At 58.6% G+C, this 26,385-nt stretch carries 24 protein-coding genes and 1 tRNA gene; 13 read left to right on the forward strand and 12 right to left on the reverse strand.

Going from position 1 to position 26,385, the window contains the following annotated elements; all coding sequences use genetic code 11:
* The first annotated feature begins 13 nt into the window (after positions 1-13).
* From gyrA to HNQ99_RS10865, 6 genes are all read left to right on the forward strand, one after another.
* Entirely contained in the window at positions 14-2,698 is a 2,685-nt protein-coding gene (gyrA, locus tag HNQ99_RS10840) for a DNA gyrase subunit A (protein WP_246414909.1), read from the forward strand.
* A 3-nt stretch (positions 2,699-2,701) separates the two neighbouring features.
* A complete protein-coding gene (locus HNQ99_RS10845; RefSeq protein WP_184475679.1) occupies positions 2,702-3,058 on the forward strand; it encodes a DUF952 domain-containing protein in 357 nt (118 codons plus the stop codon).
* A gap of 145 nt (positions 3,059-3,203) precedes the next feature.
* A complete protein-coding gene (gene trmFO, locus HNQ99_RS10850) occupies positions 3,204-4,541 on the forward strand; it encodes a methylenetetrahydrofolate--tRNA-(uracil(54)-C(5))-methyltransferase (FADH(2)-oxidizing) TrmFO (protein WP_184475680.1) in 1,338 nt (445 codons plus the stop codon).
* 101 nt (positions 4,542-4,642) lie between these two features.
* Positions 4,643-6,115 (forward strand): ATP-binding protein, encoded by a 1,473-nt coding sequence (locus HNQ99_RS10855; protein ID WP_322790361.1) that lies wholly within the window; start codon positions 4,643-4,645, stop codon positions 6,113-6,115.
* A 274-nt stretch (positions 6,116-6,389) separates the two neighbouring features.
* Positions 6,390-7,670, forward strand: coding sequence for a TetR/AcrR family transcriptional regulator (locus tag HNQ99_RS10860; RefSeq protein ID WP_184475681.1), 1,281 nt, complete (start codon positions 6,390-6,392; stop codon positions 7,668-7,670).
* A 50-nt stretch (positions 7,671-7,720) separates the two neighbouring features.
* A complete protein-coding gene (locus tag HNQ99_RS10865) occupies positions 7,721-8,896 on the forward strand; it encodes an acetyl-CoA C-acyltransferase (protein WP_184475682.1) in 1,176 nt (391 codons plus the stop codon).
* Positions 8,897-8,900: 4 nt separating this feature from the next.
* Here the strand turns inward: HNQ99_RS10865 and HNQ99_RS10870 are convergent, their stop codons facing one another.
* The 12 genes from HNQ99_RS10870 to HNQ99_RS10925 all read right to left on the reverse strand — a co-directional run bounded on the left by HNQ99_RS10870 (position 8,901) and on the right by HNQ99_RS10925 (position 19,472).
* Positions 8,901-9,143, reverse strand: coding sequence for a hypothetical protein (locus HNQ99_RS10870; RefSeq protein ID WP_184475683.1), 243 nt, complete (start codon positions 9,141-9,143; stop codon positions 8,901-8,903).
* A 62-nt stretch (positions 9,144-9,205) separates the two neighbouring features.
* Entirely contained in the window at positions 9,206-9,724 is a 519-nt protein-coding gene (locus tag HNQ99_RS10875) for a DUF1003 domain-containing protein (protein ID WP_184475684.1), read from the reverse strand.
* A 35-nt stretch (positions 9,725-9,759) separates the two neighbouring features.
* A complete protein-coding gene (locus tag HNQ99_RS10880) occupies positions 9,760-9,933 on the reverse strand; it encodes a DUF1328 domain-containing protein (RefSeq protein WP_184475685.1) in 174 nt (57 codons plus the stop codon).
* A gap of 105 nt (positions 9,934-10,038) precedes the next feature.
* A complete protein-coding gene (locus HNQ99_RS10885) occupies positions 10,039-10,278 on the reverse strand; it encodes a hypothetical protein (RefSeq protein ID WP_184475686.1) in 240 nt (79 codons plus the stop codon).
* Between the two features lie 172 nt (positions 10,279-10,450).
* Entirely contained in the window at positions 10,451-11,557 is a 1,107-nt protein-coding gene (locus HNQ99_RS10890) for an inositol-3-phosphate synthase (protein WP_246414910.1), read from the reverse strand.
* Between the two features lie 94 nt (positions 11,558-11,651).
* On the reverse strand, positions 11,652-12,755 hold the full coding sequence (locus tag HNQ99_RS10895) for a CgeB family protein (RefSeq protein WP_184475687.1): 1,104 nt from the start codon (positions 12,753-12,755) through the stop codon (positions 11,652-11,654).
* Positions 12,752-13,843 carry a CgeB family protein gene (locus HNQ99_RS10900; RefSeq protein ID WP_184475688.1) on the reverse strand — a complete coding sequence of 364 codons (1,092 nt, stop codon included), beginning with the start codon at positions 13,841-13,843 and terminating at the stop codon, positions 12,752-12,754. The genes HNQ99_RS10895 and HNQ99_RS10900 overlap by 4 nt, the downstream gene beginning before the upstream one ends.
* On the reverse strand, positions 13,840-14,955 hold the full coding sequence (locus HNQ99_RS10905; protein ID WP_184475689.1) for a CgeB family protein: 1,116 nt from the start codon (positions 14,953-14,955) through the stop codon (positions 13,840-13,842). The genes HNQ99_RS10900 and HNQ99_RS10905 overlap by 4 nt, the downstream gene beginning before the upstream one ends.
* A complete protein-coding gene (locus HNQ99_RS10910) occupies positions 14,952-16,046 on the reverse strand; it encodes a glycosyltransferase family 4 protein (protein WP_184475690.1) in 1,095 nt (364 codons plus the stop codon). The genes HNQ99_RS10905 and HNQ99_RS10910 overlap by 4 nt, the downstream gene beginning before the upstream one ends.
* Positions 16,034-17,323 carry a TIGR04295 family B12-binding domain-containing radical SAM protein gene (locus HNQ99_RS10915; protein ID WP_184475691.1) on the reverse strand — a complete coding sequence of 430 codons (1,290 nt, stop codon included), beginning with the start codon at positions 17,321-17,323 and terminating at the stop codon, positions 16,034-16,036. Before HNQ99_RS10915 ends, HNQ99_RS10910 begins: the two co-directional genes overlap by 13 nt.
* On the reverse strand, positions 17,320-18,378 hold the full coding sequence (locus HNQ99_RS10920; RefSeq protein ID WP_184475692.1) for an NAD-dependent epimerase/dehydratase family protein: 1,059 nt from the start codon (positions 18,376-18,378) through the stop codon (positions 17,320-17,322). Before HNQ99_RS10920 ends, HNQ99_RS10915 begins: the two co-directional genes overlap by 4 nt.
* A complete protein-coding gene (locus tag HNQ99_RS10925) occupies positions 18,375-19,472 on the reverse strand; it encodes an NAD-dependent epimerase/dehydratase family protein (RefSeq protein WP_184475693.1) in 1,098 nt (365 codons plus the stop codon). The genes HNQ99_RS10920 and HNQ99_RS10925 overlap by 4 nt, the downstream gene beginning before the upstream one ends.
* Positions 19,473-19,721: 249 nt before the next feature.
* On the opposite strand from HNQ99_RS10925, the gene HNQ99_RS10930 reads away from it, so the two are divergent.
* The 7 genes from HNQ99_RS10930 to HNQ99_RS10960 all read left to right on the forward strand — a co-directional run bounded on the left by HNQ99_RS10930 (position 19,722) and on the right by HNQ99_RS10960 (position 26,193).
* A complete protein-coding gene (locus HNQ99_RS10930; RefSeq protein ID WP_184475694.1) occupies positions 19,722-20,309 on the forward strand; it encodes a histidine phosphatase family protein in 588 nt (195 codons plus the stop codon).
* A gap of 49 nt (positions 20,310-20,358) precedes the next feature.
* Positions 20,359-21,321 (forward strand): glycoside hydrolase 5 family protein, encoded by a 963-nt coding sequence (locus HNQ99_RS10935; RefSeq protein ID WP_184475695.1) that lies wholly within the window; start codon positions 20,359-20,361, stop codon positions 21,319-21,321.
* Between the two features lie 534 nt (positions 21,322-21,855).
* Complete coding sequence (locus tag HNQ99_RS10940) at positions 21,856-22,551, forward strand: Crp/Fnr family transcriptional regulator (protein ID WP_184475838.1); 696 nt, start codon at positions 21,856-21,858, stop codon at positions 22,549-22,551.
* Positions 22,552-22,638: 87 nt separating this feature from the next.
* Positions 22,639-23,820: a glycosyltransferase family 4 protein gene (locus HNQ99_RS10945; protein ID WP_184475696.1), complete on the forward strand. Its 1,182-nt coding sequence runs from the start codon at positions 22,639-22,641 to the stop codon at positions 23,818-23,820.
* 87 nt (positions 23,821-23,907) lie between these two features.
* Positions 23,908-25,230: a replication-associated recombination protein A gene (locus HNQ99_RS10950; RefSeq protein WP_184475697.1), complete on the forward strand. Its 1,323-nt coding sequence runs from the start codon at positions 23,908-23,910 to the stop codon at positions 25,228-25,230.
* Entirely contained in the window at positions 25,217-26,098 is an 882-nt protein-coding gene (locus HNQ99_RS10955; protein WP_184475698.1) for a hypothetical protein, read from the forward strand. The genes HNQ99_RS10950 and HNQ99_RS10955 overlap by 14 nt, the downstream gene beginning before the upstream one ends.
* Positions 26,099-26,117: 19 nt before the next feature.
* Positions 26,118-26,193 (forward strand) — tRNA-Thr (locus HNQ99_RS10960).
* The last annotated feature ends 192 nt before the right edge of the window (positions 26,194-26,385 follow it).

Below are 26,385 nucleotides of genomic sequence, written 5' to 3' on the forward strand. Positions count from 1 at the left end.
AGAGACACAAAATTTGAGCACCGACGAGACGAGCCTCGCCGATCCTTCGGACATCAGCCCCATCAATATCGTCGATGAGATGAAGTCGAGTTATCTCGACTATGCCATGTCGGTGATCGTATCTCGCGCCCTGCCGGACGTGCGCGACGGGCTGAAACCGGTGCATCGCCGCATCCTCTATGCCTGCCAGGAGGCAGGCTATGTCGCGGGCAGGCCCTATCGGAAATCGAGCCGCATCGTCGGCGACGTCATGGGTAAATATCACCCTCATGGCGACAGCGCGATTTATGACGCGCTCGCAAGACTGGCGCAGGACTGGTCGATGCGCGTCATGCTTATAGACGGCCAGGGCAATTTTGGATCGATGGATCCCGATCCCCCCGCCGCCATGCGATATACCGAGGCGCGTCTGGCCAAGGTCGCCAACAGCCTTCTCGACGATCTGGACAAGGATACCGTCGATTTTCAATCCAACTACGATGCTTCGGAAAGCGAACCGCAGGTCCTGCCGGCACGATTCCCCAACCTGCTGGTCAATGGCGCGGGCGGTATCGCCGTCGGCATGGCGACCAACATTCCGCCGCATAATCTGGGCGAGGTCATTTCCGCCTGTCTCGCCTTTATCGAAAATCCCAGCATCACCGTCGATGAGCTGTTCGAGATCGTTCCGGGTCCAGATTTCCCCACCGGCGCACAGATATTGGGGCAGTCTGGAGCTCGGTCAGCCTATCACACGGGACGCGGCTCGATTATCATGCGTTCGCGTTATGAGGTCGAGGAAGGCCGGGGAGACAGGCGTTCGATCGTCCTCACGGAAATCCCTTATCAGGTCGGCAAATCCGGCCTGGTCGAAAAGATCGCCGAAGCCGCCAAGGATAAGCGGATTGAGGGCGTGTCTGACATTCGCGACGAGTCCAACCGCCTGGGCGTGCGGATCGTTATTGACCTGAAGCGCGACGCCACGCCCGATGTGGTGCTGAACCAGCTTTGGCGGCACACGCCGGCCCAATCGAGCTTTCCGGCCAATATGCTGGCCATTCGTGGCGGGCGTCCCGAACTGCTCAACCTCCGCGATATCATTGAGGCCTTCATCAAGTTCCGCGAGGAGGTCATCACCCGCCGCACGAAATTCGAGCTGAACAAGGCGCGTGAACGCGCGCACCTGTTGCTCGGACTTGTCATCGCGGTCACCAATCTGGACGAGGTCGTCCGCATCATCCGCGGATCGGCCAGCCCGGCGGCCGCTCGAGAAGCTCTGCTCGCGCGGGAATGGCCGGTTGCCGAGATCGCGCCCTATATCCGCCTGGTCGAAGCGGTGGAACATGAGGTCGAGGGCGATACCTACAGAATGAGCGACCTTCAGGTTCGCGCTATATTGGACCTGCGGCTTCACCGGCTAACCGCTCTTGGCCGCGACGAAATAGGCAATGAATTGCAGGGACTTGCTGAGAATATCTCAGAATATCTGGCAATTCTGGCCGACCGGGTGAAGCTCTATGCTGTGATGCGTGACGAGTTCGAGGCGATCCGTGATGAGTTCGCCACCCCGCGCCGCTCGATCATTGCGCCTGCCGCCGACGGGATCGAGGACGAAGACCTCATCGAACGCGAAGACATGGTCGTTACCGTAACCATGCAGGGCTATATCAAGCGCACGCCGCTGGACACCTTCCGTGCCCAGGCGCGCGGCGGCAAAGGCCGTTCCGGCATGGCCACCAAGGAAGAGGATGCCATCACCAACCTCTTTGTCACGAGCACGCACACGCCGGTTCTCTTCTTTTCCAACCATGGCAAGGTATATCGCAAGAAGGTCTGGCGCTTGCCGGAAGGCGGTCCCGCCACGCGCGGCCGGCCAATGGTCAACCTGCTGCCTCTCGCCAATAGCGAGGTTATTCAGACTGTCCTTCCATTACCGGAAAATGAGGAGGAATGGGGCAAGCTGCACGTCATCTTCGTCACGGCCCAGGGCGGCGTCAGGCGCAACAGCATGGACTCCTTCACCAACGTACCGTCCAATGGCAAGATCGCCATGCGGTTCGAGGAGGACACGACCGATCGCCTGATCGGCGTCGCCCTGCTGACCGAAGGCGACGACGTGCTTCTCGCCACCCGCCAAGGCAAGGCGATCCGCTTTGCCGCTACGGATGTCCGGGAATTCCAGAGCCGCACCTCTACCGGTGTGCGCGGCATGACACTGCGGGAAGATGACGAGGTTATTTCCCTCTCGATCCTGCACCGGGTAGGCACCAGCCAGGAAGAGCGCGAGGACTATCTGCGTTTCGCCCCATGGAAGCCGGAAAAAGAGGGCGAGCCCACTATGGCCGCCGACCGCTTCCAGCAGCTCATCGAGCAGGAACAGTTTATTCTTACCGTCTGCGCCAATGGCTATGGCAAGCTGAGCTCAGCCTATGAATATCGCCGCACTAATCGCGGTGGGCAGGGCATCACGAATATCGACAATATTGCCCGCAATGGTCCGGTTGTCGCCAGCTTCCCCGCGAAGAAGGACGATCATTTGATGCTGGTGACGGATCAGGCGAAGCTCATTCGCATGGGCCTGGATACCCTGCGTGTTATCGGCCGCAACTCGGCGGGTGTCCGCCTGTTCAACGTGGCCGAAAATGAACATGTGGTAAGCGCGGCGAAGATAGAAGAGACGGAAGAAGAGGAAGAAGTCTTGGGCGAGGCAGAGGCCTGAACCATGACCGAACTGTTCGCTTACAAGATACTGACCCGCGACCAGTGGGAGGCCTTTCGCACCGACTGCGTCTTTTCAGGCGCCCCGGCCGACCTGGCCCACGGCTATATCCACCTGTCGGCCAAGTCGCAGACTGCCGAAACCGTCGCGAAGCATTTCGCGGGTCAGGACGATTTGATCCTGGCCATGGTCGACCTTGCGGTCCTTGGCGACAAGGTGAAGTGGGAAGTTTCGCGAGGCGGACAGCTTTTCCCGCATCTTTATGGGGAGTTGCCGATGAGTGCCGTCGTGACCAAAGCGGTGCTTCGGTTGGGATCCGACGGGAAACACAGTTTTCCAGCGGGATTCGAAAATAAATAGTCATCATTCCTGCGAAAGCTGGGACCCAGGGTCACCTCCAATCTGACGTCAAACCAGGAGCGGCGATGGTCCCCGCTTCTGCGGGAATGAGGAATGTCTTGTACAGAACCTTGCCATCCAACACACAAAGTCTATCTCCGCCCCCATGACGTATCAGGTTCACATCATCGGCGGCGGGCTTGCCGGATCGGAAGCAGCGTGGCAGCTCGCGCAAGCAGGCGTTAAGGTCCGCCTTTCCGAAATGCGCGGTGGCGGGGACATGACTCCCGCGCATCAGACGGACGCGCTGGCGGAAATGGTCTGCTCCAACAGCTTCCGCTCCGACGATGCCGAACGCAACGCGGTCGGCCTTCTCCACGCCGAAATGCGCGTCATGGGCTCGCTGATCATGGCGCAAGCGGATAAGGCGAAGGTGCCCGCCGGATCGGCCCTCGCCGTTGATCGCGACATATTTTCAAAGGGCGTCACGCGCGCTTTGTCAGAACATCCCAATGTTCAGATTGTGCGCGAAAGGATCGATGCCCTGCCCTCGTCGGGCATGACGATTATCGCCACCGGCCCGCTTACCGCCACGAATCTTGCCCAGAGCATTGGCGCGGCCACCGGCGAAGAGGCCCTGGCCTTTTTCGATGCGATCGCGCCCATAGTCTATCGCGACAGCATCGACATGGACATATGCTGGATGGCCAGCCGCTGGGACAAGGTTGGTCCGGAAGGCGACGGCAAGGACTATATCAACTGCCCCATGACCAAGGAGCAATATATCGCCTTCCATCAGGGGTTGGTCGACGGTGAAAAGACCGAGTTCAAGGAATGGGAGACAAACACTCCCTATTTTGAAGGCTGCATGCCGATTGAGGTGATGGCCGCGCGCGGCGTTGACACGCTGCGCTTCGGCCCAATGAAGCCGGTCGGTTTGGATAATCCCCGCACTGGCCGTTGGCCTCACGCGGTCGTGCAACTGCGGCAGGACAATGCGCTCGGCACGCTTTGGAATATCGTGGGCTTCCAGACCAAGCTGAAGCATGCGGCGCAGGTCGAGCTGTTCCGCACCATTCCGGGACTTGAGAAGGCCGAATTCGCGCGGCTAGGGGGATTGCATCGCAATACGTTCATACAGAGTCCCAAGCTGCTTGATAGTCGATTGCGCTTGCGGAAAGCGCCGCATATCCGCTTTGCCGGGCAGATCACGGGTTGCGAGGGTTATGTGGAGAGTTCGGCAATTGGCTTGCTTGCTGGCCGGTTTGCAGCGGCGGAATTGTCGGGCCGCAATATTGCTCCTCCTCCGCCCGCCACAGCGCTTGGCGCACTGCTCGGCCACATCACTGGCGGAGCGCAGGTTGAAAGCTATCAGCCTATGAACGTGAATTTCGGCCTTTTCCCGCCGGTTGACGGCAAGGTTCACAAGAAGCAGCGCAAGGAAGCCATGACGTCACGTGCGCGCGCGGAATTGGCCGATTGGGTGGCCGGAGCTACTGGATGACCTCGTCCGGCCGCACCTTCGGCTTGGAAATGTGCAGTGCCTGACCAGCCGGCCTGCTATCCCCTTGCCCCCGACCTATCCAATCGTCCAAAGACAGTGTCGTGACTGTCAGAATCGAAATGGGAACCGATAGCGCGGGCAAGCCCGTGCTCATGGACATAGAGGAACTGCTGGCCACCCGGTTGCTGGTCCAGGGCAATTCAGGGTCGGGAAAATCGCACCTTCTCCGCCGCCTTCTGGAAGGCAGCGCAAAGGTCGTGCAGCAGGTCGTCATTGACCCTGAAGGCGATTTTGTCACTCTTGCCCAGGTTTTCGGGCATGCCGTCGTTGAAGGGAGCGATTATAATGAGCGGGAGATCGCCCGCATTGCCGCCCGCATCCGGGAGCATCGGGCTTCTGTAGTGCTCAACCTGGAATCGCTCGAGCTGGAATCGCAAATGCGATGCGCCGCTGCCTTTCTGAATGCCCTGTTCGATGCGCCGCGGGATCATTGGTATCCTGCTCTGGTCGTCGTCGATGAAGCTCAGATGTTCGCCCCGGTGGTCGCGGGTGAAGTTTCGGATGAAGTCCGGCGGGCTTCATTAGGGGCAATGACGAACCTGATGTGCCGGGGACGCAAGCGCGGACTGGCCGGCGTGATCGCCACTCAGCGCTTGGCCAAGCTGGCCAAGAATGTCGCCGCGGAGGCTTCCAATTTCCTGATGGGCCGCACTTTCCTCGACATCGATATGGCCAGGGCAGCTGACCTGCTCGGCATGGAGCGTCGGCAGGCGGAGACGATTCGGGATCTGGAACGAGGTCGTTTTCTGGCCCTGGGCCCCGCAATCTGCCGTCGGCCGGTAGCAGTGAAGATCGGCCCAGTCGAAACCTCCGCGCGCAGCGGCGGGCATTCCCTTCTGCCCCTTCCAAGCAACGAGCCGAAGGATTTGCAAGGCCTGCTCTTTGCGTCCACGGGCGAAGAGCCCCCGCCCCGTCCAGAGCCTCGCCCTGCGCCTGTTGCCACCGAAGATCTGCTCCGAGCCATCGCCAAGCCGGATTTGAGCCAACCAGCAACTGAAACTGCTGCTCCACCTGCTCCCGGTGAGGGTGAATGGGAGTTCATCATCATGGACGTGTTCCGGGAAATGGTGGCCGATCCCGACTGCGCTTACAGGCCCGCCGCCGTGCTTTTTCAGGATTTTCAGGTTCGATGCCGCATGCACCGGCTGCTGGGTAATGCAATGGACCTTCCCGCTTTTCGTCGTCGCTTTGCCATGGCTCGTGCGGGCTTCTTCGGTGAAATTGATGAGCGCCTGGAGCCTGTCATGGCGATAACGTCGGGGTTGCCGGAGGATATGTTGGCGCCTTTCCTGCTGATCGCCAGAGCAGCGCTGGACAATTTCCCTTGCCCGGCCGACGATGTGCTGGCGGAAAGCTATGGCACGCGTTCACCCGGGCGGGTTCGCCGATTGCTGGCCTATATGGAAACACAGGGGCTCATTGTAACCCGCATCGATTTCGCCGGAAAACGCTCCATTGCACTCCCTCGCCTCGGCATTTCCACAGCCGCGGCGGATATGGCCGAAGCGGGCTGACGAAAGTGGGCAAACTCAGCTATTGACGCGTCCGCCCGTCTCCATCTTTTCCTTCAGCAGGTCGGCTTGCATTTTTCTTCACGTCGATTAAGCGCCCTGCGCGTGACGAGGTAGAAAGTTGTACGACTGGCTGGTCTGGCGTAAGTTGACACCCGATCGTCAGTGCCGCCTCCCAAAACGTGAAAATTAATCCATCCAATGTTGGTAAAGGGTCGAAAACGTTTCAAGTAGATGACCAAAAGGTCACGCAGGCTGGTAGGCTGAAGGACAGGCAATGGCAGAGGGGACTTGCGCAGACATTGAACGGACCAACCGCTATCAGGCGAAATATGAGCGTATTTTGGAGGCGGCGTCTGCCCTGATCAACGATCGCGGCGCAAAAGCCATGACTTTTGCCGATGTCGCCCAGACGGTTGGCCTGAACACAACCAGCGTCACCTATTATTTCAAGCGAAAGGAACTGCTCGCCGCCGCCTGCTACAACCGGTCGATTGAAAGGCTGGAAAGCTTTATCGAGCGCGGAGAAAGCGGTAAAACTCCCCAAGAACGCGTGATGGCATTCCTGGATGCCAATTTTGAAGACATGCAACGGGTTCGCAAAGGTGAAACCGCTTCCTATGCAGGTCTTTCCGAATTGCGCGCTCTGGATGAACAAATTCAGCAGGGAACCATGAAGCGCTATCGCGCGATGTTCCGCCGCCTGCGTTCTCTTTTCGGAGAGTCGGACGACGAACGGGAACGAGCAATTTTTTCAGCACGTGCCAATGTGCTGCTGGAAAACATCTACTGGCTGCCGGTCTGGCTGGAACGTTATGATCTTCGCGACTTCGACCGAGTGAAGGCCAGAACATTCGATATATTCGAAAATGGCATTGCCGCGCCCGGACAGGGCTGGAATCCGCACGTGATATCCCTGGATGCGGTAGTGCCGGAGGCCGGGCCGAAGAACTCGCTCGAAAATTTTCTGCGGGCGGCCACGGTACTGATCAACGATCGCGGTTATCGCGGAACTTCGGTGGACAGGATTGCATCGGAACTCCATGTTACCAAGGGCAGCTTTTACCATCATCTGGACGCGAAGGATGATCTGGTGCTCGCCTGCTTCCGGCGCAGCTTCGACATCATAGCCCGCTCACAACATGCCGCCGATGAAAGCAGCGGAAGTTATTGGCAGCACCTCTCATCGTCCATTGCCACCCTTTTGGAAGTGCAGTTTTTTCATGCAAGCCCCCTGCTCCATGGCACAGCGCGACAGTCGCTGCCCGCTGCGCTCAGGACGGCAGTCTTTGACGAATCCACCAGGCTTGCACGCCGCTATGCCGGAATGATGATGGATGGCATAGCCGAAGGAACAGTGCGCCCCGTAGACGCCCTGATCGCCGCACAAATGATCATGGCTATGCTGAATTCGGCCTATCATGTACGTGCGTGGGCACGGCGGCTTTCACCTCACGATGCAAAGCAAATCTACGCGGGAGCTATCGCCTTCGGGATATTCGGAAACGGCCGCGAAGACGGAATTGCGTCACCGCAAAGGTTGGCCAGTTCAACGTGAATCGAATATACGGTGTATTCTAAAGCGACTGCTTGGAAGAGGATATCGTCATGCGCGATGCCGTCATTGTCTCTACTGCCCGCACACCGATCGGCCGCGCTTATCGTGGGGCGTTCAATGCCACGCCTTCTCCCACGCTCGCGGCTCACGCAATCCGCGCCGCTGTCGAACGCTCGGGCATCGACGCGGGGGAGATAGATGACGTCGTTTTTGGTGCGGCACTGCAGCAGGGCGTCCAGGCGACCATCGCACGCACGGCCGCTCTTCGGGCAGGACTGCCCGTTACGGTGGCCGCAATGTCGCTGGATCGTCAGTGCGCGTCGGGGCTGATGGCCATCGCAACGGCCGCCAAGCAGGTGGTGGTGGACCGGATGGACGTGTGCGTTGCCGGAGGTGTCGAATCCATATCGTTGGTCCAGACCAAGGACCTGAGGATTGCGCCTGATCCTGAATTGCTGGCCATGGTGCCGACCGTGTATATTCCGATGCTCCAAACCGCGGAAATCGTCGCAAATCGCTATGGCATCAGTCGGGAACGGCAGGACGCCTACGCCCTGCAATCGCAGCAGCGCACGGCCGCGGCTCAGCAGAGCGGCAAGTTCGATGACGAGATTATCGCCGTCTCGGCCAAAATGAGTGTCACGAACAAGGAGACGGGCGACGTTTCAATGCAGGACGTCACCATTGACAGGGACGAAGGCAACCGGCCGGAGACCACGCTGGAGGGCCTTGCCGCCCTTCAACCCGTGATTGGTGAGAAAGGATTTATCACAGCAGGCAATGCCAGCCAGCTCAGCGACGGGGCGTCGGCCTGTGTGGTGATGGACGCGGATGCAGCGGCAAAACGCGGCTTGCATCCATTAGGACGCTATGTTGGCATGGCCGTCGCCGGCACGGAACCCGACGAAATGGGTATAGGCCCTGTATTTGCCGTGCCCAAACTTCTGAAACGCTTCAATCTTCGGGTGGAGGATATCGGCCTATGGGAGCTTAATGAGGCATTTGCCGTCCAGGTGCTTTATTGCCAGGACAAGCTGGAAATTCCCGATGATCGTCTGAACGTCAACGGCGGATCAATTTCTATCGGCCATCCCTATGGCATGTCAGGCGCCCGGATGGTGGGACACGCGCTGATCGAGGGCAAGCGGCGCGGCGTAAAGCATGTGGTCGTCACCATGTGCGTTGGCGGCGGGATGGGTGCTGCGGGACTGTTCGAGATTCTTTAAGAACTCAGCCGCCTTCATTATTGCTTCGACGAGCGGGATTAGGCTGAATCTTGTCGCGCTTTTGCACGCGGGTGAGACCAGCATCCCCGGTCGCCCGCTTCGCTTCGTCACGGGAGGCCACATCCCGTGCAACCTTTCCGCCTCGAACACCTGAATGCGAAAGACCTTCGCCGGCACCTTCCAGAATTTCAGTATCGTCGTGGGCCTTGGCCGACTCTGCTCTGGGATTAGGAAACTTACCCACCATGGCATTTCTCCTTTTCCTCACCAACGGCTGTTCGAAGCCGCTGTTCCAACATTTCCCTGTTGTTATGTCGCCGATCCATCCCCGGATTGCCGCTCGATCTCGTCCAAAACAGCTTCAGGCGAAATGTCTCTGCGGGCTTCCTCCAAGGCGGGTTCGGATTCGACCGGAATGTCGAGTTTTTCAGCCACCCGCATCAGCAGATCAGCGAGGCGGGTCAGCTCATGTTCGGTGAGTAGCACTATATGCAGATCAAGATCGGCGCGCTTGTCTGCTGCCGCCGACATGCGATTCTGCGTCATCAGAATGAAGGTGGAAAGAAACAGCGCTTCGACGGAAGCCACCATCGCCAGTTGAACGAAATCCGGGTCAAAAGGCTCGATCGAGAACAAACCCGAGTTTATGAGCAGCCACACGCCGTAAATCACGACATGAAGCACGACGAAACTCATATTCCCCGCAAAGCTCGCAATGCCAGCAGCTATTCGGTCCTTCAGCGTGGCCTCTTCGGCCTCTCGTTGCCGACGCTCGCTTATGGCCTTGATGTTACGTTCCAAGGCAGTGTTCAGTCGCTCTTGTTCCATCGGGGCGACCTCCCACCGTCCAATGCAATTCTAGATCAGGGCGCTCTGCGGCCTGCCAGGGCTCCCATTATGAGCAGCAGGACAAACACGGCTATGGCGACGAAGAACAAGATCTTCGCTATTTCTACGAACGCGCCGCCAATACCGCCGAAACCGAGCACGGCCAGGACAACGCCTGCAATCAAGAAAATGAGGGCCCAGCGCAGCATATTTTCTCTCCTTATGCCCCTTGGGTGAAACGGTCTTTGAAAGGGGCGGTTCCGCAGCCGATTCTCCCTGTTCACCTATGTTGGCGCGCCATTGCCGGAATATACTTAGCTTGCAGCAATTATAATGGGAGCGTTGCGATGGGCCAGGCCGTGAAAACCACCGATCATGAAGAAATCCGCCAATGGGCCGAAGAGCGCGGCGGAAGACCCGCCGTTGTGCGGACCAAAGGCCGCAAAGGCGGAGTGCTCAGGATCGACTTCGGTGAACCGGAAGACAATTTGGAAGAAATCGAATGGGAAGAGTTTTTCGAGATATTCGATGACTCGGAACTGGCGTTTCTTCACCAGGATGAAACATCCCGAGGAAAGGAAAGCCGATTTTCGAGGTTTGTGAACAGGGAATCTTAGACTCGATTTAGTTCAAATGGAGCCGGAGCGAGGCCAGATATCTTAGCTTTCTGCGATTTCGAGCCGGCAGATGTCCATCTGCCTCGAAATCCTCTTGCCGTTCGACACATCACCGCACCGGCTCTGCCACGAAAGCCTCCAATGCTTCCAACGCGCGGTCATCGGTCATCTGCCGCGCCGGATGTTTGCAATAGCAAGAGGAGGGCGCGTCAATGGATCCAGCCAATCCTCTGTCGAGCGCAATCTTGGCGCAGCGGATCATGTCTATTGCAACGCCCGCCGAATTGGGACTGTCCTCCACAGAGAGGCGCAGTTCCAGGTTCATCGGCACGCCGCCAAACAAGCGTCCTTCCATGCGCAGGAAGCAGATCTTGTTGTCATTCTGCCAAGCGACATAGTCGGATGGTCCGATATGAATATCCCCTGATTCCAATCGGCGTGCCGCGACGGACTGAACTGCCTCCGTCTTTGAAATCTTCTTCGAAGTCAGCCGGGAGCGACTGAGCATATTGAGAAAATCCGTGTTTCCCCCTGTGTTGAGCTGATAGGTCCGATCCAGCGATACGCCTCGCTTCCCGAAGAGATCTGTAAGCACGCGATGAACGATTGTAGCGCCAAGTTGCGCCTTTATATCATCACCGACTACGGGCACTCCGGCCTCGGCAAAGCGCCTGGCCCACGCGGGGTTGCTTGCAATGAAAACCGGCATCGCGTTTACAAAAGCCACTTTGGCTCTTAGCGCGCATTCGGCAAAGAATTCCGTGGCCTGCTGGCTACCCACTGGCAAGTAGTTGACCAGCACCTGGGTTCCGGTACCGTCAAGATGACGGACCACGTCATCGGCCGACGGTTCCGGTCGATTGGCGGGATCAAATCGGCGATCTACGGGCATCTCCTCCATATGCGCCGGACAACCATCAAGAATGGGAGCCATTTGGACGACTGCCCCCGTTGGCGTCACCGCTTCGCAGAAACGAGCAGTGCAGTTGGGCGGGGCGAAGATCGCTTCAGCGACATCCCGTCCGACCTTCCGGCGATCGATGTCCCAGGCAGAGGTAATTTTGATGTCCGACGCGCGATATCCACCAAGCTCCCAATGGCTCAGCCCGACCAGATCATTGGCGCCGTCCATATAATGGCTAAGTCCCTGAACCAGCGAGCTGGCGCAATTGCCAACGCCGACCAGTCCAATGGCAATGCTGTCTCTTTCCATCATCGTGACTCCGCTGCATGAACCGCATCAGCATGAAAACGCCTTCTGCGCTTCCAATTGGAAAGTTTGCGGGCTTCGCCGGTCTCCCTTCCCCCGCTCACGATGACGTCCTTTGTGCCGCGTGCACTATCGGGCCCGACTGTTGCGAGCTGAAAAGCAACAGCTCAAGCTCTTCTGCTCTGGCATTTGAGCTGTGTTCGACCACGACCCGCTCCCGCGCAGCTTGTGAGACGGAGCAGCGCTCGGCCTCGGACATGTCCAGGAGAGTAGCGAGCACCTCCTCCCCATTGTCGGCGATCAATATCTCGATGCCGGGCAGGAAGATATCAGCCAACCCTACCCACCTGTCCGAGATGATGGGCGAGCCGCAGGCTGCTGCTTCGAACAGGCGGACGCTTGGGGAGTAGCCCGCCTTCACCATATCGATGCGGGTAAGGTTCAGCGAAAAGCGGCAGGCCGAATAGAAATCGGCATGCGCAGAAGGCGGCACATGATCGATCCTTTCAACATTGGCGGGCCAGTCGATTTTCGGATATTGCGCGCCAGCGACTACGAACCGCAGTTCCGGTGCAGCGCGCGCCGGTTCCAGAAGCAATTTCTCCAGCGCAATCTGTCGGTCAGCGCTAAAGGTCCCGAGATAGCCCAAGTCCCATCGTAACGCAGTCCCGGTGGGCCGATAGCGCTCCAGATCGACGCTGCAATAAAGCGGCGCCGCCTTGTGGGCTCGATAATATTGCTGAATGAGCGCCGGGACTGGTCCCCCAGCAAAGCTCAAATAAAGGTCGTATCTGGCTATCAACTCGGCCGACAGATAGTCGCATCGTCCTTTTTCAAGAGCCGCCAGCGTTACCGGAGTGTCGATGTCATAAAATGCCACAAATCCTTGCGCGACTTTTTGCACCCATTGGCCGACGGCAATTCCATCAGGCACGAAGGATCCGACGATCACTGCATCGGCAGAGCGAATTACATCCCCGAACCGCCTCAACTCATCCATGGAGTCATACAGCGCCAGATTGCAAAAATCGGGTTTTGGCAGGTCCCGATTGGCTGCATACCAGGGTACGTTCCTTTCCAGAAACAGAACATCGTGCCCGCGCCGTGCGAGCGCCTTGATCAGCGCCCGCCAAGTGGTGGCGTGCCCGTTTCCCCATGAGGAACTGAGGCTTAACCCCAGGATCACGATCCGTCGGCCTGTCATTGTCCATATCCTGCCTGCCGTTCCGCCAGTGCGCCGCGAAGCAGCCCGTCCACTTCGCGCGCCCGGCTGGAATAACAATGGCGCGCCAGCACCTTCTCTCTTGCTGCCGACCCGATCGCCGACGCTTTTTCGGGAGTCAGGTCGGACAGGATCCCTGCGACGTCAATGCCATCGCGGGCCACCAATATTTCGGTGCCGGGCTCCAGGAACATATCTATTCCTTCCCATGCATCCGTGATGATGCAGGCCCCTGCCCCCGCCGCCTCGAATATCCTGGTCGCCGGCGAATATCCGGTGGCCGCCATGCTGTCCCTGGCAATATTCAGAACGGCCTGCGGGCTAGCATTGAAGGCGTTGTGATCTGCGGTCGGGACATGACCAAGTTTCCTGACATTGGGCGAGAAATATTTGCTCTCCCAGCCAGACCCACCGATGAGGAAGGAACGGTCCGGCAATTCCCGCGCTGGCAGGACGAAGAATTCCTCCACCCTCGCCTCTCGGTCGGGCAGGCGATTGCCAAGGAAAGCCAGGTCGCACACAAACCGGCGCTCCGCCCGCACTGGATGGTGAGTGTCTGGATCGAGCGCATTGTAGACAGGAACGCAGCGCTGGGTTCCAAGCGCCCGATAGGCCGATACAACCGGAGGGCCGCCGCCATAGGTTAGCACAAAATCAAGGTCCGGCAATGACCGACGAAGCGGATGATCCGGCTGTTCGCTGAGTTCCGCCAGGGTCGCGGGCGCGTCAACGTCCCAGAATATGCGCAGGGCGTTGGGTTGGGCCGCCTGCCATACTTCCATGAGCAAGTCGTCGAAAATGCCGACGCCGCTTGCCTTGACGACCACGTCCGCGCTGGCAGCTCTGCCGATCATTTGCCGCGCGGCGTCCACGGTTGCGGCATAGACCTCTACCCTCGCCCATTCCGGAGGCGCCATGTCCCTGTGCGATTGCCGGTCATATGCGTCGGGTTCAAAGAAGGTAATCTCGTGCCCCAACACGGCAAGCGCGCGCAGTATTCCGCGATAATAGGTCGCCGCCCCGTTCCAATATGCCGACAACAGGCTCGATCCGAAAAAGGCGATCTTCATGCGGCTTGCTCCTGATGGGTCGAGCTGGTCAGTTGGGCATGGATATCCAATAATTCGGCTGCGCGGTGAGAGCAGCCATGGCGGCTGCGCACCTGTTGAAGCCCATTGGCGGCTAGCTCCGCGCGCAGTTGAGGATCGTCACGAAGGGCGGTCAGATACCGCCGCATCTGCCCTGGATCGCGGGCGACGAGATAATCTTCGCCGGGACGGAAAAGTCCCTCGCTGTCCTCCCATGGCGCACAAACGAGCGGAACGCCGCAAGCAAGCGCCTCGAAAACCCTGATCGTCGGAATACCCGGCAGCAAAGTCGTATAGAAACGCCTCGGCACGTGCACGGTGGCCATCGCGCGCGCAAAAAGCGCCGGCGTCCGAGCATTGGCCACCCATCCGTGATAATGTGCACCGAGCAGCCGTAGGGTTGCAAGTGCATGGGCGGGATAGCGCACCCCCCAAATGTCCAGTGCAAGCCCGCTCGACCGGCAAGGAACCAGCAAATATTCCCGCAATTCGTCGCCGCGTTCGTCATCGCCCCAGTTGCCGATCCAAGCCACCGCTTGGCGGTCGGTCTCCATTTGAGGAGGCTTGAACAGCCGCAGATCGGCCGCTTCGTGCCAAACCCAGGTCCGGCGGCCCCATCCAGCCTTCCGATACATCTCGGCTAAGGTTCCGCCAAAAGCGAGCACACCGTCAAAACCCGAAAGGTCGAAGGTTCGAATAGCCTCTGGATCGCTGACCATCCGGTGGTGCGTGTCGTGAAAAAGCAAGGTCAAGCCTGACCGCTTCTTGCGCAGCTTGCCTAATGCCGCGACGACCTCCGCGTCGGTCCATTCGTGGACGATCACCAGGTCGGCTTGATCCACCGCCCGCTCGGCGTCGAACTCGGACCGTTCATAGCGATTTGACGTCAGCTCCGGATAGGCCTCATGAAAGGCGGAAAGACCTTGCTCTCCATGATCGGTGAGCAGATTGGACAAGCTCCAGCTGTCCTGAGGCTCCATGACCTTGACCTCATGGCCCAGGGCCTGCAGTTCTCGCAACACGCCCCGCTGAAAATGGGCGTTGCCATGGTTCCAGCATGATAGCAGCGAGTGCGTGAAGTATACGATCTTCATGCAGTCACCTCCGCCGGAACGGATGCGGGGAGATGCGCTTGATATATCTGTTCGGTCCGGTCCACCATTTTATCGAGGCTGTACCCAGCGGCCCTCCGACGCGCTGCTTGGCCGAGCTTCGCCGTGGTCACTGGGTCTGCGATCAGCCGCCGCAGGACCATGGCCAATGCGTCACTGTCCCCTGGAGGGAAAAATAGCGCCGCGCCGTCCCAAAGCTCCCGGAAGGTGGGAATGTCGGACAGCACCAGCGCGCACCCTGACAGTGCGGCTTCCAACACTGAAAGGCCGAAGGGTTCATAGTAGGAACAGGCAACGAAGATGCCAGACCGCCCTCGCCAACGGGCGAAATTGACTTCATCCAATGTGCCGATATGAACAATGGTGCCAAGATCGATGCGGTCGCCGTGCGGCGCCTGAACAGGACCAGCGGCGCAGATGGTCGCAGGAACGTCCTTGGCGGCCTGCACGAGCACGGACATGCCTTTGGCTTCGTCCCACAAGCGTCCGGCGGTCAGAACGAGTCCCGGTTCGCGCGGTGGCAACGAGCGCCGTTGAGTTTTCGAGCCGTTGTGGACCACAATAGGCCGGTCGATGCCATAAAGTGCTGCCGTGATCTCTGCAAAGCTCCGGCTGGGCGCGATGAGCGCCGAACAGGCCGCATATCCTTTTTGCAATAATGCCTTGTGCTGATCAAAATCAGCCGGCATCGGCCCGCTGCGCATGGCCCGCCACCAACTTGCAAGGCAGCTGTGGCATGCACCGATAACCGGCGGACCAAGCGCGGCCTCCGCCGCCAAAGCGGGGCTGTTGAGATGCAGGAGGTCCGCCCGGCGACGATCAGCCAGCCTGGCCACTGCCTCCCCCGCTGTCGCCATGTCCTTTTTTCTGACCGCGACCCAATCCAGCGGCAATCCAGTGACGACCAGGTTGCATTTGGCTATGGCAGTGACTTGCTTTTGCTGGGCCGCATCGGGGGGAGGACCAAGCACCGCCAGCGTGACATTCCATCCCCGTGCGCAAAGGCTGCGGGTCAGATCCAGGCTGTACGTCCAAACGCCGCCCACGGCATCCGTTGTCATCAGCAACCGCATGCCGCCTCCAATTGCTCCAGCGGAGTCGGCTGTTCCTCCTGAATATCGCTGAAATGATGGAATTGCCGCAGATAGTGGTTGTGCGCCCGCTCCCATGCACGATCGTCGGGCTCTCCCCACAGCTTCCAGTAATCGGGTGACGAGGGGTAGGGGTAAAGCGGGACCGGATCGTTGGTCCACACCCCCGCCTTTTCGAGCACAGCGCGCCAATGCGCAACCAGAGCTGGATCATCATCGGCCGTGGCGATCAGATTGCCTTGGACGAACGGGATTTTCCGCCGGGCATGCACAAGCCGCTCAACCAGTGCGGACGTATTTTCGCGGCATTGTTTGGTGAGTGCCGCGCGCCCTTCTTCCGTGAAGCTTTCAATTCCCGCTTCGACCGAGACGCAGCCTGCTTCGCCCAACAGGCCGAGCATATCTGCTTTCCACAGGTCAATGCGGGTTTGGACGCCGAAATCCACCGGCCGTTTCGCCAGCGCTTGCAGCAGAGGGCGATTGGGAAGAAATATCTCGTCGACGAAGTAGATATAGGTGACGCCCGCTTCGATCAGGCCATCGATTTCCGCCAGCAGCAGATCCAGGTTTCGCCGCCTATAGCTGTCGCGGAAATCAATCTTGGCGCAAAAACTACAATGATAGGGACATCCGCGCGACGCTTCGACTTCGGCGCCAGGGCCTTCCGCCTCCGTTCCAAAACGGTGATGATGATGAGCGTGCCGCTTTAGCCAACTCTCCGGCCAGCGAAGCGGCGGCAGATCGATAAACTCGGCGGCTCTAGGGGCGCCGGTCAGGACAGTCTCACCATCCCGTTCATAAGCAATGCCGGCAATCTGATCCCGGGGCGCGCCATTCGCCAGCTCTACAATGACCTCTTCGGATTCCCCGCGGACCACCAGGTCGCAACCAAGTTTCAGCAATGCCGCTCTGGGCGTTGCGGAAGCGTGCGGTCCAATGGCGACCTTGATTCCGCCGCCCTCGCCAATCAGTTTGAACAATTGGTGCGGGACCCTCAGCTCCGGCTGAGCACAGCGCCAGAAAAGATAGGTAGGGGCAGTCGTCACGACCGTCATTTCCGCATCGAAATGAACGGCTTCCGTCGCAAGCTCGCGATTATCCAGGCCGCTGAGCGCCCCGTCGAGCGACAGGGTTTCATGACCGCCCGCTTCCAGGAGGGCTGCGGCATAGCCAAGTTCCAGGGGCAAATGCGGTTCGCGACAGCCAAAATAGATGCTTCCGTCAAAGCTCCAGTCCGGGTTGATGAGCGCCACCCTCATGCCGTGGCCCTCACGCGGTTATCGGCGCGCGCCTCGCTACGCTCCAGCCATGCGGCAAGATCGGCGAGACCGTCTTGCCACGGGGTGGGCTCACCCAATCCCAATGTTCGGCGCGCCTTTCTGGCATCGGCCACGAACCAGCGCTGATCGCCCGCGCGCCATTGCCCGTGCCGCAGATGAATGGTCCTGCCAGTCATCAACTCGATCTGGCAGAGGATTTGAATCAGGCTCACCGCATTGTCCGGACCACCGCCAAGGTTGAACGCCTGCCCCGACACCGCTGGCATGGCTCGCCAGGCCGCGATATAAGCGCTGACAACGTCGCTCACATGCAGGACATCGCGAACCTGCCGTCCATCTCCATAAAGGGTGATCTCCACCCCCCGCAGGGCGGAGCGCAAGAAATGCGCGACCCAGCCCTGTTCTTCCGTGCCCATCTGGTTGGGGCCGTAAATACAACTCATCCGAAAGACGCAGGCCGGAACCTTGAGATGGCGGGCATAGTCCAGCACATATTGATCGGCCGCGCCTTTCGAACAGCCATAGGGCGTATGAAAATCCAGCGGACGGCTCTCGTCGACGCCTAAGGTTGCAAGTCCGTCATCTGCTGGCTTCCACGCTCCGTCACGCAACTCCAGATCTACGTCGGCAAGGTCTCCGTAAACCTTGTTGGTGCTAGCGAACACCAGCGGCACGATGCGGCCTTCCCTGCGGAGCAACTCCAGCAGGCGCACCGTCGACCGGCAATTGACTTCGAAATCCTCCTCGGGGGCTTCCAGACTGGTCGTGACCGCAACTTGCGCGGCCAGATGAAAAACGGCTCGGGAGCCTTTTACAACCCCCGCCAGCGCGTCATGGTCACGTATATCGCCCACGGTAACCTTCACCCGGCCAGGATACATCGTTCTCAGCCGGTCGAGATTGGTTTCAACCCCCGCCCGAGCCAGAGAGTCATAGATCATCACGCGCTCACCCATGCTGACAAGGCGTTGGGCAAGGTTGCTGCCGATGAAACCCGCGCCGCCAGTGATGAGGATGTGATCCTTGCCGTTCATGCCACGAGCCCCCTTACCGCCAGTTCATCCCACGCCGTCACCACCCGGTCCTCACATGACTGCTGCGCCACCCATTCGGCCAGCTCGACCAATCCTTCCGCAAAGTCTTCGCGCGGCTCGAAACCGAGCGCAATTTGAGCGAGGCTGATGTCGGCGAGGCAATGGCGTATGTCGCCGGCACGCCGTTCGCCGGTGATCGTAGGATCGATGTCCCGGTCCATCGCCAGGGCGATGTCACGTCCGACACTTTCAATCGTCCGGGGCTGGCCGCTGGCAATGTTGATGGACTTGCCGACGACCTCGGGCCGTTCCAGCGCCTGCGCAAAAGCCCGCGCTACGTCCCGCACATGTACAAAGTCCCGCTGCTGCTGGCCGTCTTCAAACACCAAAGGGCTGTGACCGCTGGCAAGCCGCGATGAGAAAATAGCCAGCACTCCTGTATAAGGATTGGATAGCGCTTGACCCGGCCCGTAAACATTCCAGAGCCTCAGTGCGACACCCTCCATGCCATAGGCCTGGCTAAGCGTCAGGGTCATCCGTTCCTGCACATATTTCCCGATGGCATAAATAGAGGCGAGGGCTGGCCGCTTGCTCTCGGGGGTGGGAACGGGAATCAGGGCTCTTCCCTTTTCATCCACAGGATCGAACGAACTGATCGGCCGTTGAACGTCTTCGAACAAATCTCCGTCTGCCGATCGATACAGCCCCTCGCCATAGATGCTCATCGACGACGCCGTGATCACGCGCTGAATTGATGTTTCAAGCATTTGCTCGAACAGGACAGCGGTGCCCATGTCATTTGTGGAGGTATAACGGGATATGGCGTACATGCTCTGACCCACGCCCACCTCCGCCGCCAGATGGATGACCGCATCCACCCCATCCAGCACGCGCCTTACGGAAGAGGAATCGCGCACATCCCCGACGACAAGCTCCACATCGGGTTCAAGATTCCGAGGTTGCGCTCTGCCGGCGTGCACTTGCTCTATCAGCGCGTCGAGCACTCTTACGCCATAGCCCTGCGACAATAATTCTTTTGTAACGGCGCGACCAATAAAACCAGCGCCGCCCGTAATGAGCACGAGCTTCTTCATAAGATGTAACCTATGTTATCTGCGAAACCAGAATAAATGTTGACGCATTTTAATATTTACCACGGGGCCTAAATGAAAAATCTGGCCTTCTGTTCCATCCTTTACATATGTTGGTGGACAATCTTCATCTTTGTCATAGCTTGATATAGAAAAGTTATAAGGTCATTTGGATATGTTAAAGATAAGGCGAATAAATCTTCATTTGTCGCGGCCACCTAATTTCTAAGCAGATGCAAGTGAGATTGAGGAATGAGGTTTTTCCTGATTCGGCATGGAGAACATGATGCGCTGGACCGTGTTCTTTGCGGACGTACCTTGGATCTTTCGCTTAACGAGACAGGCCGTCGTCGCTCCGATCTACTCGGCGCAGCACTTGCGGAGCATCAACCAATTTTGCAGTGCAGCCCTCGCAAGCGCGCCCGGGAAACGGCCGAACGAATGGCCCAAAGCTGTGGCGGCATCCCACAGATTGTCTCCGCTTTAGATGAAATCGATTTTGGCGAGTGGTCCGGCCGAGTTTTTGAAAGTCTTCATGCCGATCACGGCTGGCGGCGTTGGAACGAAGCGCGAGCACATAGTCGCCCACCGGGCGGCGAGCGCATTGTAGACGTCCAGGCACGCGTCGCCAATCATCTTGATCTTATGCGGGAGGAACATCCCAAAGCGACAATCGCTATGGTCAGCCATAGCGACGTGATCCGAGCCGCCATTTGCCATGTTCTGGGCTTGTCTCCCGATCATTGGAAGCGGTTCGAAATCGACTGCGCCTCCGTCACTTCCATCGAAGCAGATGATGAAGGCTATCGGCTGACATCGATGAACGAGATCTGGTCATGACATTTGGTGGGGCCATCGAGCAGTCCCATTCCTATAATGGAGTGAACCGATGATAAAGGCAGTCAAGATCTGGAACGAACCCAATAACAAGTCGCACTGGAATCCTGATCTCGATCCCGACTGGGCACGCTTTGCCGAGATGGCCCGTCTTGCCGGGGACAAGATTGCCGAAGTGGCTCCCGGTCTCACACGAGTTTTGGGCGGTATCTCACCCATAGACCCTGGCTTTCTTCTCCGGCTGGAAGATCTCGGCGTTATGGACAGTGTCGATGCCGTGGCCGTGCACGGGTTCCCCCTGGATTGGAACCTGTGGCCGATACATGAATGGCCGAACCGCATTGCCGAGATCGAGGCTATTACAGACAAGCCAGTGTGGGTTACGGAGGTAGGCGTCTCTTCTTTCGGGGCTGAAGAGGTGCAGGCCTGGGGCTTGGCGCGTACGGCGGAATTGCTGGCCCCACGGCAATATCCAGTGCACTGGTACAGCCTTTATGACCTGCCGCTAGCCTGGGGAGCAACGACGCGGCATAAGGAAGCGGAAGGTTCCTCCTACTATCGCCACTTCCACATGGGGCTCATCCGCGCGGACGGCAGTCCCAAGGCCGCACTTCCGATATTCGCAAGCTTGGAGGGTCAATTGGGGATATGCCAGTGGTTCCACTTCGAAGACCCGCGCCTTGATGAAGCCGTTCAATGGCTTCGGCGGCTTGGCGTTACGAAGCTGCGTACGGGTCTGTCCTGGGCGGACTCCTTTCGACCCGGCGCGCTGAAATGGTTCGATCGGCAAATGGAGGCGCTTGCCGAGTTTGAAGTCACGCTAACCTTTTGCTTTACGCCGGAGCATCGCGGCATTGAGGCGCACCACAGCAGCCCTCCGATTGAGCCGCTCGAATACGCTGAATTCTGCGCCTCGATGCTCCGCCGCTACCATGTTTCCAGAACGCCGCGGGCGACGCTTTCAAACGACCGTGCGCCGAACCCTGGGCGCTGGCTCCGAAGTTGTAGCCTCTGATCGCGGCCGCGGCCGGGAATGCTCCTTGTCCCCCAAAGCTCTGGCATAATTGTCAGCGAACTTCAGGTAGATGCGCCTCAAAAATGGATCATTATGGGTCTCAGCCAGCGTTCGACAGTGTCGTTCACGATCGGCGAAATAACGCTCATGATCGGAGCTGGTCATTGTACTTACTCCTCGCTGGCACGAAAGTCAGCGATCTTCATGACGCCACCCGCTCAAAACCCGCATTTTGGGTAAAGCTACTATGATATGTTCGACGCATCAGAGGCTGCTTTGCTCCCAAAAATGAATCGTTGCGCACCGTTCCAAAGGATTTTCTTTGTACGTAACCGCACCCTTCTTTCGCTTTTCTTCGGTTCGTCGCGCAATGCCATGAATTCCCGAAACAAGGGCGGACCCAAGTCCTCTCTCGTGCATTTGACGTGCAGGTTGTTTGGCCGACGAAGCGGGGCGCCAGCCCAACAGGGAAGGACCAGGATGTTCATTCAAAGCTTAGTTGCTCAAGCCGGACCGCCCGCCGCCGACGGCAGAATGGGACGAAAAAGCCTACACTATATTCGAGCCCACCAAAGCCTGGCTCGCGAGGGCGAGTTGCAACATCACGTGCATCTTATCAATGAGGGATGGGCTTGCCGATACAAGCTGCTGCCTGACGGTCGCCGCCAGATAACGGCATTATTCCTGCCTGGCGATTATTGCGAGTTGGGCTGGACCTGCGATCCGGCGGCATCGCAGCATGTTGTGGCCCTGACCAATGTCCGAACCATCCGCCTGCCTTGCCGAGAGCTTAAGCAACGAGCGGCCAATGATTCCCAAGTGTACGACCTGCTTTGGAACGACACACGTATAAGCGCCGACCTGCAAACTGAGTGGATTGTAAACCTGGGGCGAAAAAGCGCCCTTGAGAAACTCAGCCACCTGTTCTGCGAGCTTTATTATCGGCTGAAGGCGGCCAAGCTTACCTGTGGCGACCAATGCGCAATGCCGCTTACGCAACTTGATCTTGCCGACATAACCGGCCTCACGCCCGTCCACGTGAACCGCACTCTGCAGGAAATGCGTACATTGGAACTCATCGAACTCCGCTCCCGCTGGTTGCGCATACCAGACCTGAACCGGTTGAGGCAGATTGCACTATTCGACGGCCGATATCTCCATGCGGAAGTGCGAGCTGTCGATCAGATGTCTACGGCCCTGTCGGCTGAGAAGAAGCTTCTGGTAAGTTAGCAGGGGGGACCAGATTCCACTTGTGTTCGACCAGCGGCAAAAACGCTTTTCTTGTCCTCTGATCGTTTCGCTTCTAATGGGAGCCGGATGGACATCGACGGCCTCCGCATAGCGCTCTTCAGCGGGAACTATAATTATGTTCGCGACGGTGCAAATCAGGCGCTGAACCGGCTGGTCGGATATTTATTGCGCCAGAACGTAAAGGTGCGGATTTACGCTCCAGTGGTGGCCGAACCGGCCTTTCACCCCACAGGCGACCTTGTTGGCACCCCTTCTGTTGCCATACCCGGTCGCGGTGAATATCGAATTCCGCTGCGGATGTCGGGATCGGTCCGCCGTGACATTGAGCGTTTCAATCCGAACCTCATCCATGTTTCCAGCCCCGATCCCCTGGGCCATGCAGCGATAGCTTTCGCTCGCAAACGCGGCCTTCCCGCCGTTGCATCGGTGCATACCCGCTTTGAAACCTATCCTCGCTATTATGGCCTCGCTTTTCTGGAACCGCTGATCGAGGCAATGCTTCGCCGCTTTTATCGTCGCTGCGACGCCATATTCGCGCCGTCCGAAAGCATGGCACAACTGCTGCGCGAACAGCGGATGAGCTATAATGTCGGGATCTGGTCGCGCGGGATCGATCAGGAGATATTCAACCCCAATCGTCGTGATCTGGAATGGCGGCGTAGCTTGAACATCGCTGACGAGGAGCCTGTAATTGGCTTTATCGGTCGTTTGGTGATGGAAAAGGGCCTGGATGTCTTTTCAGATACAATCGACCGACTCATGGCCAAGGGCGTTAAGCATCGTGTCCTGATTGTCGGCGACGGTCCTGCCAGAGAATGGTTCCAGAACCGCCTTCCCTCCGGCGTCTTTGTGGGTTTCCAGACCGGCCGGGACCTTGGCCGCACCGTTGCTTCCATGGATATGCTGTTCAATCCGTCGGTGACCGAGACCTTTGGCAATGTGACGCTGGAGGCCATGGCCTGCAACCTTCCGGTCGTCGCGGCGAAGGCGACGGGAAGCGAAAGTCTCGTCTGCGATGGGGTTAGCGGCCGGCTGATCAGGCCAGGGGCCATTACACAGTTCGCTGATGCGCTGCAGCGTTATTGCGAGGATCTCGATGTTCGCCATGCGGCGGGCCGGGCCGGAGGTTTGCGTGCGGAGCATTATGGCTGGGACCAAGTAAACCAGACACTTGCCGAAACCTATTTGCGTGTCGTTCAGCACCGAAGTTCCGGTTTCGGTCCGCCAGCGCACAGTCCCGTCCCCTGAAATCGGCTTGTGGTGAGCGCCACTGTTGGAATCGATCCGGCTCACCCATATAGATCGTCATGATGCACCCGGACCCGAGGCCAATTCGTGACTGATCTATTCGGCGCCAATGAGGAATGCAGGCCCGCCGAACCCGAGAAGGACGCGCCGCTGGCCGATCTGCTGCGGCCGAAATCGCTCAGCGAAGTCGTGGGCCAGGACCATCTCACCGGCCCTGAAGGCGCAATTGGCAGAATGGTGGCTGCTGGACGGTTAAGTTCGATCATCTTCTGGGGTCCCCCAGGCACCGGAAAAACCACGATATCGCGTTTGCTGGCGGACGCCGTGGGTCTTCGGTTCGAAGCGATCTCCGCCGTATTCTCCGGCGTCGCGGACCTCAAAAAGGTCTTCTCTGCCGCACGGGAGCATGCCCGGCTGGGTAAAAAGACCCTGCTCTTCGTGGACGAAATTCACCGGTTCAACCGTGCCCAGCAGGATGGATTCCTGCCCTATGTGGAGGATGGAACCGTCACTTTGGTGGGCGCGACCACGGAGAATCCCAGCTTCGAACTCAATGCGGCGCTCCTTTCCCGCGCGCAGGTTCTTATCCTCCATCGGCTCGATAGCGCCGCGTTGGAACAGCTTTTGTCCCGCGCAGAAAAGCTCTTGGGTCGCCCCCTGCCCCTTACGGAGGCGGCTCGTGAAGCGCTGATCGCCAGCGCGGATGGCGATGGTCGTTTCCTCCTCAACCAAGCGGAAACGCTCTATTCGGTCGACATCGAAAAACCGTTGGACTCCGCAGGCCTCTCGGCCCTCCTGCATCGACGTGTTGCGGTGTACGACAAGGATCGGGAGGGGCATTATAATCTTATCTCGGCTCTGCATAAGTCTTTGCGAGGTTCCGATCCGCAAGCAGCGCTATATTATCTCGCCCGTATGCTGGTCGCTGGCGAGGAACCCCTGTACGTGCTGCGCCGCATCGTCCGTTTCGCCAGCGAGGACATAGGTCTGGCCGATCCGCAGGCCCTGGTGCAGTGCCTCGCCGCCAAGGACGCCTATGATTTCCTGGGCAGTCCGGAGGGCGAACTCGCCATCGTTCAGGCCTGCCTTTATTGCGCCACGGCACCCAAGTCCAACGCCGCCTACTTGGCGCAGAAAGCGGCGTGGAAGTCGGCCCGCGACACCGGCTCGCTAATGCCGCCGCAGAACATCCTCAACGCTCCTACAAAGCTCATGAAGGAAATTGGCTACGGTAGGGGCTATGCCTATGACCATGATATGGAAGAGGGCTTTTCCGGCGACAATTATTGGCCGGGGGAGATGGAGGCGCAGACATTCTATCACCCCGCCGACCGCGGCTTTGAAAAGCGGGTGGCCGAACGCATTGCCTGGTGGAATGAACTGCGGGCGAACCGGAATGCAGGAAAATAGCGCTCGACCGCTTCCATATTTCACGCATTTTGCAGCGATCGATTGGTCTGGAGCAAAAGGTACGCGTCACAAGGGTATAGCCGTGGCACTTTGTGCTGCAGGGACCCAAGCACCGGAAATAGTACCGCCGCCAAATCGGTTATGGTCGCGCAAGCAAGTGGCCGACTGGGTGCTTTCTCAGGCCGGATCCTCACCCACTCTCTTTGGCTTCGACTTCAGCTTTGCACCGCCGCTTGTTGAACGCCGCGCCTATTTGCCTGGTGATAATGTCCCCGGGACCGCAAAGACCTTCTGGGCCTATGTCGACCGTGTCTGCATGGACGAGGACATAGGGGCCTCCAGCTTTCTTGAACAACATCACCGCCGTCATTTTTACTTTGGAAAGGCGGACGGCGCGAAATCCACCTACATGCATTTCCGCCGGTGCGAAGCCCATTACAACGCGAACGGAGGCGGCAAACCTTCCACGGTCTATGATGTTATTGGAGCAGCCCAGGTGGCCAAGGCGAGCTTCGCCGGCATGCGCCTGCTCCACCGGCTCAGCCGCCATTTGCCGATCTGGCCCTTTGACTCCTTGCCCGAAAGCGGCTCGGCTGTGACCGAAATCTACACCAGTATCGCGGCCCGCGCGGCTGGCCGTCCGAAGGGCCGCACAAAAATTAGGGACGCGGCCACGCTTGATGCCGCACTGCTGAAAGTGGACAGCGCCCCGCATCGACCGATCGCTGTTTACGAAGACCATGCCACCGACGCCATCCTGACCGCTGCCTGGATGCGTAAGCATGCGTCCGATCCAGCCTATTGGTCGCCAGCGTCCCTGACGGATGAAATTGCACGAACGGAGGGCTGGACCTTTGGGGTATTGTGACTGTAAAGGGCTTTGCAATGCCGCTTTAGCTCAGTTGGTAGAGCAACCGCCTTGTAAGCGGTAGGTCGTCAGTTCGAGTCTGACAAGCGGCACCACTATTTGAAAAGCCACAAGCGCCGGCGCAGGCATCCGCTAACTTGGGCGCTGACGACCTTAGACCCACATCCGGTCATATCGAGCGAAGTCGAGACACGTCCGCAGGCCAGCGTCCCTTGACCTGGCTCAGGACAACCGGATCAAAGCAAATCTTCATACTCTAGCTTTTTTTGCATAAAGCTCGGACACCT

This window comes from Rhizorhapis suberifaciens (assembly GCF_014200045.1).
Lineage (GTDB): Bacteria > Pseudomonadota > Alphaproteobacteria > Sphingomonadales > Sphingomonadaceae > Rhizorhapis > Rhizorhapis suberifaciens.